At 45.9% G+C, this 11,147-nt stretch carries 10 protein-coding genes and 1 pseudogene; all 11 read right to left on the bottom strand.

All coding sequences use genetic code 11. The annotated features are described in order from the left end of the window. Positions 1–288 precede the first annotated feature (288 nt). Positions 289–981: an NTP transferase domain-containing protein gene (locus A0129_RS07550; protein ID WP_291713839.1), complete on the bottom strand. Its 693-nt coding sequence runs from the start codon at positions 979–981 to the stop codon at positions 289–291. Between the two features lie 3 nt (positions 982–984). Further along, complete coding sequence (locus A0129_RS07545) at positions 985–2,019, bottom strand: nucleotidyltransferase family protein (RefSeq protein ID WP_291713837.1); 1,035 nt, start codon at positions 2,017–2,019, stop codon at positions 985–987. Between the two features lie 102 nt (positions 2,020–2,121). Next, positions 2,122–2,769: an acetyltransferase gene (locus A0129_RS07540; RefSeq protein WP_291713836.1), complete on the bottom strand. Its 648-nt coding sequence runs from the start codon at positions 2,767–2,769 to the stop codon at positions 2,122–2,124. Then, positions 2,757–3,839, bottom strand: a complete 1,083-nt coding sequence (gene neuB / locus A0129_RS07535) for an N-acetylneuraminate synthase (protein ID WP_291713834.1) — start codon at positions 3,837–3,839, stop codon at positions 2,757–2,759. Before neuB ends, A0129_RS07540 begins: the two co-directional genes overlap by 13 nt. A gap of 28 nt (positions 3,840–3,867) precedes the next feature. After that, entirely contained in the window at positions 3,868–5,031 is a 1,164-nt protein-coding gene (gene neuC, locus A0129_RS07530) for a UDP-N-acetylglucosamine 2-epimerase (RefSeq protein ID WP_291713832.1), read from the bottom strand. Between the two features lie 4 nt (positions 5,032–5,035). Beyond that, positions 5,036–6,181, bottom strand: a complete 1,146-nt coding sequence (locus A0129_RS07525) for a LegC family aminotransferase (RefSeq protein WP_291713831.1) — start codon at positions 6,179–6,181, stop codon at positions 5,036–5,038. A 9-nt stretch (positions 6,182–6,190) separates the two neighbouring features. Then, positions 6,191–7,171: an NAD-dependent 4,6-dehydratase LegB gene (locus A0129_RS07520; RefSeq protein WP_291713828.1), complete on the bottom strand. Its 981-nt coding sequence runs from the start codon at positions 7,169–7,171 to the stop codon at positions 6,191–6,193. 16 nt (positions 7,172–7,187) lie between these two features. Next, positions 7,188–8,936: an ABC transporter ATP-binding protein gene (locus A0129_RS07515; RefSeq protein ID WP_291713826.1), complete on the bottom strand. Its 1,749-nt coding sequence runs from the start codon at positions 8,934–8,936 to the stop codon at positions 7,188–7,190. Between the two features lie 243 nt (positions 8,937–9,179). After that, positions 9,180–9,398 (bottom strand): hypothetical protein, encoded by a 219-nt coding sequence (locus A0129_RS07510; RefSeq protein WP_291713824.1) that lies wholly within the window; start codon positions 9,396–9,398, stop codon positions 9,180–9,182. Between the two features lie 96 nt (positions 9,399–9,494). Next, complete coding sequence (locus A0129_RS07505; RefSeq protein ID WP_291713822.1) at positions 9,495–9,854, bottom strand: MarR family EPS-associated transcriptional regulator; 360 nt, start codon at positions 9,852–9,854, stop codon at positions 9,495–9,497. Between the two features lie 224 nt (positions 9,855–10,078). Beyond that, positions 10,079–11,062: pseudogene (galE, locus tag A0129_RS07500) on the bottom strand (UDP-glucose 4-epimerase GalE). Between the last annotated feature and the right edge of the window lie 85 nt (positions 11,063–11,147).

Below are 11,147 nucleotides of genomic sequence, written 5' to 3'. Positions count from 1 at the left end.
GATTCGACTGACCACAGCGCAGCGTAACTGGGGCTTCGGTTTGTGCTTTCTGTACCTGCGCAATATCAAAGGCTTCAGCGATATAAATCGATTCCAAATCGCGTTCAAATACTAGTGCTGTGGTCAATTCTATAAAGAAAGGTCGCTCCTGTCTGAACAAGGCCGAATTGATCATATACAAAGATCCATTCAGTTGATAGACCGGGGGTAAATCTTGGGATCTTCTCGATTGAGTTTCAAACCTGCCAAGTATCGGTTCAAGTTGTGCCTCCGCACCAAGGTGGAACATTAGTTCCTCGAGGACAGGACAGATGTCGCAATAAAAAAGTCCCATTGTGTGTCTATATCAATGGACTCAGTCCGATTATCTATAAATATCGGCTTAACATCTGCACCAAAGAAACTCAGGTGAGTCTTCAAATAATCTGGACTGCTCAAGTAAAGTGACCCATTAATTACGTAAGCCTCTGGCAAATCTTGAGAGCGAGTTTCTAGAGAAAACGCGTCGCTTAAAAACGGTATCATCTTCCCTTCTGTGGGCCGAAAACACCAATACGGATGCGACTCAGCCGCTGAAAATGATACTACTGCGCTATTTGGATACTTCGAAAATATCTTCATTGCCTTTTTGATGGTCTCTCGAGTCCGAAAAGGCGAGGTAGGTTGCAATAACAACAAACCATCAACTTTTTCTCGATTCTCTAAATACCAGTCCAATCCATGCATGCATACATCTATCGATGACGCCGTATCCGTAGCCAAGTGTGATGGACGCAGCCATGGCACACAAGCACCAGCTGTTTTAGCTACTGAAGCAATCTTTTCACAATCAGTTGAAACTAAGATATCCACTATTTCGGGAATATCCTTGGCGGTTTCTATACTCCATGTGATAAGAGGCTTTCCTCCCAGTGGAAGCAGATTCTTATTCGGTAGTCTCTTAGAACCACCGCGCGCAGGAATTAAGGCTAATATTTTCATAGTTTACTCTGCGCTTCTCTGTGCCGACTCATAATCTGCTGGACGACCCACATCAAGCCAGGGCTCATGCATTGGATAGGCTACCGTACGAAGTCCTTTTAACTGAAGTCTCTCGAATAAAGTTGGCATGTCACAATGGCAAGCATTGTCTAATGAGTCCAGGGATATTGGATCAAGAACATAAACACCCGCATTGATATGAGTACGCGAGATGGGCTTTTCTTCGAACCCTGTGATGTCAACACCTTTAGTTTGGACGACACCAAACGGGTGCTGCCACTCATGAGTTCGCACAGCCATAGTAGCTGAAGCCTGGTGCATCAAATGAAAATCTAGCAACTCGGCATAATTAAGGTCAGTCAACACATCACCGTTAGTAACGACGATTGGTTCAGTCGGCTTTTGTTCTAACAGGCTTAGCGCACCAGCGGTACCAAGAGGTGCTTGTTCTCTCAAATACTCAATTGATACGTTGAACTTCTTACCATCACCAAAGTACTCTTCAACCATATGGCCAAGGTAATGAACTGCCAAGATAAAATGATTAAAGCCGTTATGAACGGCTCTCTCAATGATATGTTCAAGCATTGGGCGGCCTGCCACGGGAAGCATAGGTTTCGGACAGTTCTCCGTATATGGACGTAAACGAGTTCCCTTGCCCCCAGCCATAATTATCATGGTGTTTGATCGGGCTTTTGGAAGACATACGTCGTCCCAAAGGTGAAGTCCTAAAACATGCCCCTCGTGATCGACAACAGGAATTTGCTGAATTTTATTTGCCTTCATCAATTGAAGGACTGTTTCTCTGTTTATCTCAGGATTGACAACAAAGGGGTTGCCATGCAACACCAAACCGATCGGGCTGTCCATGTTGAGACCACGAAGCAAACCTCTACGAATGTCTCCATCGGAAATCGTACCAGTAAGCTTTAGCTCTGAATTAACAACCAAAGCGATCTTCATCGCAGCCTGATCTAGGCATTTGATAGCATCTTTGATAGTCGCTGACTCATTTAGTAATGCCTTTTTCCAAGTCATACTAATTGAGCTCATTTCGCGTGACTCTCTCAATTTTTATCGTCATAAATTCATGTACTCGAAGTATTCTTGAAAATAGTTTTCTAGGGTTAAGCAAACATTTCATTTGGTAGAACTCTTTAGCTTATCCACGAGATGCTCCCCGGGTTTCAAGTTTCTTATTACCGTTGTGCCGGCGCCAACTAAAGCCTTGGTGCCAATGTCTAATTGTTGGATCACAGTTGAACCTGCTCCTATAAATGCGCTGTCACCCACGCAAACAGATCCGCAGATTGTAGCCCCGGGAGCTACATGCACGTGTTTACCCAAAGTGCAATCGTGATCGACGCTAGCATGAGTGTTTATCGTGCTGTTCTCACCAATTAGAGTACCTGGTTGGATAATGGCTCCTGCCATTATCTGAACTCCTCGATGAAGCATTACATCAGGAGCAACCCAAGAGGCGGGATGCACAAGTGCCGGAAAGTTGTAGCCACGGCCAGACCAAAGGTCAAAGAGCCTTTCCCTCAGATTATTTCTAGGCAGCGGCCCCACTCCTAACATCAATGAAACTTCTTCGGGCTCAAACTCGGTCAAGACATTGTCGCCACCCAGCACTTTAAGACCTTCCCAGTCAGATACCTTTTGCTCTTCCAATACTGGGTCGCAAACACCCAATACTTCGTAGTTGGCAGCGCGCGCCAACGCCAGGATTACACGAGAATGCCCTCCTGCACCAAGCAATACAAAGGGAGGAACTATTTTGGCCATCTAGATATCGGCTCACCCACACCGCAATCCTTCATCGCGGTAGCTCCGACAAGCTCCCAGAGGGAATTTGGAGGAATTCCCTGCCCGCCACTTCGCGCCGTCTTAAGATCATCACGAGAGAACAGGTGACCTGCTTTTATGGGCCGGGCCGCCACCACGGATTGTCGAGCAGCTAATCGAGTGTTCCACTCGCTTTGCTGTGGGCATTTCATTGAATCACCCATGGCTCTTTCAACATCACGAATCTGCTTGACCATATTGACTAATTCACCAGGCTCAAGAGAGGCTTTGTGATCGGGCCCCGGCATAGTACGGTCAAGAGTGAAGTGTTTTTCTATAAATGTTGCGCCTCGGGCCACAGCGGCCACTGGAACAAGAGTGCCCTCAGTATGATCTGAATAACCGACAGGTAACCCGAAAACACCCAAAGCGTCCATTGCCCGCAGGTTGCACTCAGCTATTGGCGTTGGATACTGAGAGGTGCAGTGAAGCAGAGTAACCCTACCTAGAAGCTTGGTTCTCCAAGTTGAATTACTCCAGCCTCTCCACACCTCCTGAATATTTTGTGGCTCCTCATCCGCGTTTAAAGCGTGGTTGATAATGGCGAGAGCTTCCTCAACCTCTGACAAAGTCGCCATGCCAGTAGAAACTACCAAAGGGCGACGCGTTCGAGCGAACTTCCAAAGTAATGGCCCATTAGTCAGCTCGCCAGATGGAACTTTGTAAAAAGGCATATTCAGCTTTTCTAAAAAGCTCAAGCTATCTGAATCAAAGGCCGTAGAAAGAAACTCAATTCCGCGAGAACGAGCGAGATCTGCAAGCTCCCAATGCCATTCGTGCGGGAGTTCTAACATTTGCAGCATCTCTAGTTGAGACTCTTCAGCATCAGTTGTATTCACTTGATAAGCAGCTTTGGGAGCTGCGGAGGTAGCTAACTTTTTTGCATCAAAAGTTTGAAACTTAACCGCATCTGCACCAGAGTCTGCGGCAACATTCACCAAGTCTCGAGCGAGTGCCAATTGACCATTATGATTTACGCCTGCTTCAGCGACTATATAGACTTTATTCATTGATTAATCCAATAAGAGATATCGCAGTCTAGTTTTTGGGCATTATGGGGCGGTCAACAAATCGCTTGAAGGTATTTTTCAGATCGACTGACGTAAGAGTATCGACAATCTTGCGCGACACACCTGCTTGACCGTAAGGAGATTGGCACATTGACGCCACCGCTCTGTGTTCTTTAGACAAAGCTTTCTCAATCGCCGCAACGATCTCAGAATATTCGCCCTCGCAATGAATGACAGAGGGCGCTCTTAGCCGCCCCCTCTGTCGTGCACCAATATCAACGGTGGGAACACCTATTGCGGGCGCCTCAAGTAACCCACTGGAGGAATTACCTAAAACAACATCGACATATCGCATTAAGCTTAGATACCGGCGAGAGCCAAGGGACTCAACCAACTTTACTGTATTCGAATTGTGTGCCGCAAAGTTATTTAGAGTATTTCGAATGTCACCAGCCCCCGGATCCGCATTAACACCGGTTATTATCACAGTGCCCTTTGTCGAATCAAGCGCAGCTATCAAGGCATTCATAGCAGCCACACCGCCTTTCCGATCCACAGTAACGGGGTGATAAGTGACAAGAAAGCTTGGCGACTTCAACGATACACCCAAATAATCTTCAATCTCTGATTTTGGCACTGCATCTAGCGAAAAAATATTGTCCATTGCCGGAGCACCAACATTCCATACTCGCTCGGGGGACTCTCCCATTTGCTGAATTCTTTCGGCATAAGACTCAGCAGCTGCGAAATGCCAGTGTGCCAATTTTGTTATTGAATGACGGATAGCGTCGTCAATAGCACCTTCAGTAATTTCTCCGCCATGAATATGCGCAATTGGCACGCCGCAAAGGAGAGCAGCCTGCGCTGCAGCCAGAAGTTCATAGCGATCACCCAGCAGCAGCAACACATCGGGCTTTAGTTTAACCAGAGCATCAGCAACTCCAGACAAAACTTTTGCACCCGACCTAGACACGCTCAAAGCGTCATCTAGAATAGGAGACATATCAACGTAGGCATCGACAGAAAAGCCATCTTCAAGAATTTCACTCAATGTGTCACCGTGGGCTTTTGAAAGATGTGTGCCAGATACAATAAGCTGAACGTCTACGCATATACGGGCGCTAGCCTCTTTCATGATGGGCTTTAATAAACCATACTCAGCCCGTGTGCTGGTAAAGAAAGCTACTCGCAAGCTCTTATTCTCCTGACGGCAAAACACTACTGGGCAGATTTACAACTCGATCTTCAAGCCATTTAGAGTTATCGAGTGAACCCTTCAACGCCTCTTTGTAGGGTTGCAAGCTAGACATTAAGGCCCACAACGGTCTAGTCATAACTCCTGCATCGTTAGTTGCTTTTAACAACTCATCTCTGGAGGAGCGATCTGGGCATATCACGGCATTCAGCCAGTAGTTTGATTGACAGTGCTCGGGTTCGACTACGGGTCTGAAATCACTATCTGCAAAAAATTCAATGTATCTATTAGCAAGTAGACGTTTCGACTTGAGAAAAATTGGTAATTGAGCTAACTGGGCACATCCGAGAGCAGCGTTAAGATTTGGCATACGATAGTTGTAACCAACCTCATCATGAACAAACTCGTACGGGTGTGGAAGCTTGGCAGTTGTTGTGAGGTGCTTGGCCCGCTGCCCCAATTCATCGTTGGTTAACAACATGCCACCACCACCGGTTGTGATAATTTTATTACCGTTAAGACTCAGCACTCCAATCTTGCCGAAGGTTCCAGTATGGATTCCTTTGTAATAGCTTCCCAAAGACTCGGCTGCATCTTCAATTAGAGCCAGGTTCCAGCGATTACATACACTGATTAACTGGTCTAGCTCAACAGGGTGTCCAAAAGTATGCATTGGGAGGCATGCTGAAACTCTGCGATGCTCAGATTTAGTTCTACATTCACCGTTGTCATCAAGTAATGCATGCTCTGAGAGCCAAGCCTCTAGACTTTTGGGGGAGAGCCCAAGGGTATGACGATCAACGTCGATAAATAGTGGTTCCGCATTGCAATAATTAATGGCGTTACAGGTGGCCACAAATGTCAATGCTTGAGTCACGACCAAATCACCGGCCGCGACACCTGCTAGTTTCAAGGCGACATGAATACCTGCTGTACCGTTCACCACGGCAACTGCTCGTTCGCAACCTGTAAGTTCTGCAATTTCCCGTTCAAAACGGTCAACGTAAGAACCAACGCTTGATACGAAAGTCGACTCTATAGTGTCCAAAACCATTTCACGCTCGCGCCCGAAAAATTGGGGGGCATGCAATGGGATAAACTCGTTCGTTCGATACTGCTCACGCACAAAGCGAATCAGAGAATCCATAAAATCAACTCACACGTTATAGATGTCTGACTTGTATTTTTGCAAATTCTCTGGAATAGAGAACCAATCTATCGTCGCCTGTAGACCCTGACGAATATTAAAGCTTGGCTTAAAGCCTGTCATTTCTCTGATTTTAGTGTTATCACACCATAGTCTGAATACTTCAGATTTTTCTGGGCGTATTCTTTGCTCGTCCGTGATGAACTTTACGTCGCTATCCATCAACTCTCGGATCAGTTCGAGAGTATCACCTACAGAAATTTCATAGTTGGACCCCACATTCACTGTTTCGCCAACCGCCTGATCACAACGCGCCAGTTCAATAAATCCCTTACACGTATCAAGAACGTAATTAAAGTCCCTGGTTGGAGAAACATCGCCTAACTGAATTTCCTTTTTGCCGTTCGCAATTTGAGTGATGATTGTCGGAATGACTGCTCTTGCAGACTGCCTTGGTCCATAGGTGTTAAATGGCCTTGCAATAGTGACAGGCAAATTGAAGGCATTAAAAAAGCTCATCGCCATGGCATCGGCACCAATCTTTGACGCACTGTATGGAGACTGGGGCTGTAGAGGATGTTTCTCGTCTATAGGTACATACTGAGCAGTGCCATAAACTTCGCTGGTCGAGGTGTGTATAACCCGTTGCACACCATTCTCCAGTGAGGCCTGACAAATATTCAGGGTGCCTTTAACATTTGTATCGACATAACTATCTGGCGCCACATAAGAGTATGGAATCGCGATTAAAGCTGCCAAATGAAAGACCGTATCGACATCTTTAGTAATATGTTTGCAGTAATGAGGGTCCCTTACGTCTCCATTCAACACCTCAACATCATTGAGGCATTCGATATCTTCAAGCCAACCCCAATAGTTAAAAGAGTTATATTGAGAAAGCGCCTTTACCCTGTACCCTTGCTTGACCAACGACTCAACGAGGTGAGAGCCTATAAACCCATCTGCACCAGTAACTAAAATATTCTTCATAAATTTTGACTTTGATTTAATTTGTTGCGGTTAGCTCGTTGTAAGAGAGGAGTTTGGAAACTGCGCCATCAACCATTTGTACGATGAAGTCGCATTGCCTTAGTGTGGTCAGCCGATGCGCCACCATTACGATCGTTAAATGAGGATAGGTAGAGTGGATATTATCAATCACCTTTTTTTCGGTTGCATCATCCAAGGCACTGGTAGCCTCGTCCAATACCAAAACCTCAGCGTGTCGGTATAGGGCCCTGGCGATACCAATTCTCTGGCGTTGCCCTCCAGATAGGCGCACACCGCGCTCACCCACTTCAGTTTTATAGCCACCACTCAAAGAATTAATATATCCATCAATTTCTGCTGCTTTGGCAGCTTTTCTTAACTTTGACTCATCGATTTCTGACTCGCAAACGCCCAATGCAATATTTTGTGCAATAGAGCAGTCCGCCAGAAATATTGATTGAGGAACATGTGCCACCAAAGAACTCCATCCTCGTAATTTCGATTCGGAATCCAGCCTATTCTCATCAACTAAAAAATCACCTTCAGAAGCAGGGATTAGACCCATAAGCAAATCAACTAAGGTACTTTTTCCACTACCCGTTTTCCCAACAATTCCTACAACCTGTCCCTTTTTAATGTTCAAATCAATCTGCTCAAGCGCTGGCCTGTCTGGGGTGGTTGGATAATGGTAAGTAATATTAAGTAAGGTCAGGGATTGCTTAAAGGTGACTGGACTCGGTTCGATTGAATAATCAGGCTGCCCTAGCAAATCTAAAACATCAAACAATGAGCGGCGATTTACTGTGGCCGAATTCCACCCCATATAAACTTGCTGAATTAAGGGCATTAGCTTTTGCGCGCCTAGCCCAAGGGCGCCGAGCACTGGTAGTAGCTCGTTTAGATCGCCGGCCTTAGTCGCAATCAAGGCAAACCCAGCGATGATCATTAAGCCCAACCCTTCGATAGCCAAACGAGGGCTGTTGGCCAAAAATGTGTTGCTTGCCTGCGCTTGCCTCATTGTTTCATCGACAGAAGCAAATCTGTTGATGTAAATTTGCTGAGAGGAGTCGAGGATTACGTCACGAATACCGCCGATCCCCTCTTGCATCTCCTGAATTCTTTTGTTGTTAGACTCAGCGATTTTTTCTCCATTTATCGCTATTTTTTTACGGATAGAAAGCGCCATAGCGAAATACAACAATCCAAAGGCTCCAGCACCCGTTACAGCCACGAACGGATCAACATAAACGAGCATAGCTATCATTCCAGTTGCCAAAACCACTGCAACAATCGCGTTTAACAATGGGAGCAAATAACCCTGGACCACAATCTGCGCTTTGGTCAACCCGCCCAGCACTTCACTGCTGTTTCGGCTTACGTGCCAAGAATAGGGGCGATGTAAGGTTTTTGAGAAAACCCCTACCCCAATGTCATAACCAATGCCAAAAACAACCTTATTGGTAGCCCATAGCAACACAAGACGTACGACAGTTGCTAGCCCCACAATCATGGCCAAGGCTATGCTGACTACGATTCCTAGTTGCGCCTGGCCTGAGTTGGTTAGATCCAGAAGTAATCGAATACCCTCGATTTCCAGAGCTTTCTCGGGGTTACTTAATACAGCGATGAAAGGAACGATTGCTCCTAGCGAAATCAACTCGGCACAGGCTCCGATAAGCATCAAAAACAGGAGCCCGACCAGATGCTTACGCCTTTGCGGACTTACATGCGGCCAGAGTAATTTTAAATCTTGATAAATTTTCAAAGCGAATTCAACAAAGTGTAATTGGCAGATGCGCTAAACGACTTGACTCCAGAGTCAAAATCATGCGGGATTTCTCGATGTGGGGTTACTTATCAACAATACTGCCGTGGTACCACGGCATCGCTTCAGTTACACCATCGACAATTGTACTTTGGTTCATAACCCAATAGCTTTTTCGCTTTAGAAATATCGGCCTGCGAATGCCTACTGTAACTATATAAACTTGCGCAGAATGCAATTCATTCACATCTGCCGTGTAAGTAAATGCACAGCCTTCGCCAAATCGGCGGGATCACACTCCAGAGTGTGATCTTGGCCGCAACGCAGCTCATCGATGCGGGATTGATTAATATCAAAGTCAATAACAGGTCGTTGACTGCCAAACGCTACAGCCAAGGGTAGACCGACATATTCAAACCCAACGATGGCGAGTTTCTTATCATCTAAATTCATAGTTTGCATTTAATAGTCAAGTAGAAGTCTATCGACGAGAGAATTTCAATTTCCACTGGGGCATTCCCACACCCATTATCAATTTTTTTAAGTTTCATTTCTCAGTTACTTTACTTTGGGCTCTTTAAGACTCCGAGTCTCCTGCTCAAGTTCTTCAAGCTCAGCTTTCAGCAACGAAAATTCATTTCGTTTGCGCTCTAAAAAATGTTTCGTGATTGCCAGTTTGTCCGCCACACCTTTTGGCGTGAGTAAATACACATAGGCCAACTTGTTGTCGCTTCTTAAGAAGTTGCCTACCTTGATTAACCCCCGCTCTTTTAGCGCTTTCAATTGGTAATTGATTTGCCCAAGACTTACGCCCAGTTCATCGGCCAACTCGCGTTGCGAAATTTCAGGGTTACTTTCGATTAAGCGGAGTACGCGAAAGCGTACTTCTTCACGTTGTTGTTCTAGTCGATCAGACACTGTATTTGATTAAGCTTTCTGGCACGCTACCGCCATGTTGTGCGCCGATCAACAAGCGGGTATGTGCATTTGAATGGAAAAGGGAAAGACTGTGTTCAATATTGAACATTCTGAATAATAAAGCGCACAGCGTTACGTGTCTATGACATTGCTGCACTGCACATACCAAAGAGAAGGGACAAAAGGGCATACCCCCGCATTTGCGGGGATCAGTAAATTACTGATTATTGGTTAGTTGCCACTTGCTTTCTTTCCCATGCCCAAGCGTGTTGAACAAGAGTAGAAAGATCCGCCAACATGGGCTTCCAACCCAAAGTGGCCTGCGCAGCAGATGAGTCTGCTACCAAACGCGCGGGGTCGCCCGCCCTGCGATTAGCGTATACCACTTCGATATTTTTCCCGGTTATTGCTTTTGCGGTATCAATAACCTGTTTAACAGAGAACCCCTGCCCATTCCCCAAGTTGAAGTTTTGGCTGACACCACCTTGTTGAAGGTATTGCAGTACCAACCAGTGGGCCTCGCAAAGGTCTTGCACATGAATGTAATCGCGAATGCAAGTGCCATCGGGAGTATCGTAATCAGTACCAAACACGGAAATATTTTTGCGGCGCCCAGAAGCAGCTTGTAGAACCAAAGGAATCAAATGCGTTTCTGGTTCATGGCGTTCACCCAGTTCGCCATCGGGGTCAGCCCCTGCAGCATTGAAGTAGCGCAAACACACCGACTTCATACCGTAAGCCTGATCAAAGTCGGGCAATGCCTGCTCAATTAACCACTTGCTGCGGCCATAAGGGTTAATGGGCTGCTGCGGGTGTTGTTCGTCGATCGGGGTGTACTGTGGCTCGCCAAAAGTAGCGGCTGTAGACGAAAAAATAAAATGCTTCACCTTGAACTCAGCCATAACCTGCAATAGGTTAAGGGTGTTGGCCACATTGTTTTGGTAATAGATGGCTGGTTTTAGAACCGACTCGCCCACCTGTATATACGAGGCGAAATGCATAACCGCATCAAATTAGTGCTGCTGGAATAGATCACGAAGTGCCTGGGTATTTGAAAGGCAACCCTGTACCAAAGTGCCGCTCAGCACTGCATCTGCATGGCCACTTGAAAGGTTATCGAAGGTGATTACATTACAACCTTTGTTGCCAAGCATTTTGACCATGTGCGAGCCAATGTAACCCGCACCACCACAAACCAGAATGTTCATATAAAAACTTTAGAATGAAATAACACTACTTGCCGCAGTGCAAAATAATTAAACTGATGATTGCCTATAGTGTAAACAATACACA

Origin of the sequence: Limnobacter sp. CACIAM 66H1 (assembly GCF_001601825.1) — a bacterium.
GTDB lineage: Bacteria > Pseudomonadota > Gammaproteobacteria > Burkholderiales > Burkholderiaceae_B > Limnobacter.
Note: the sequence above shows the minus strand (reverse complement) of the source record. Positions and strands in the feature narration are given on the sequence as shown.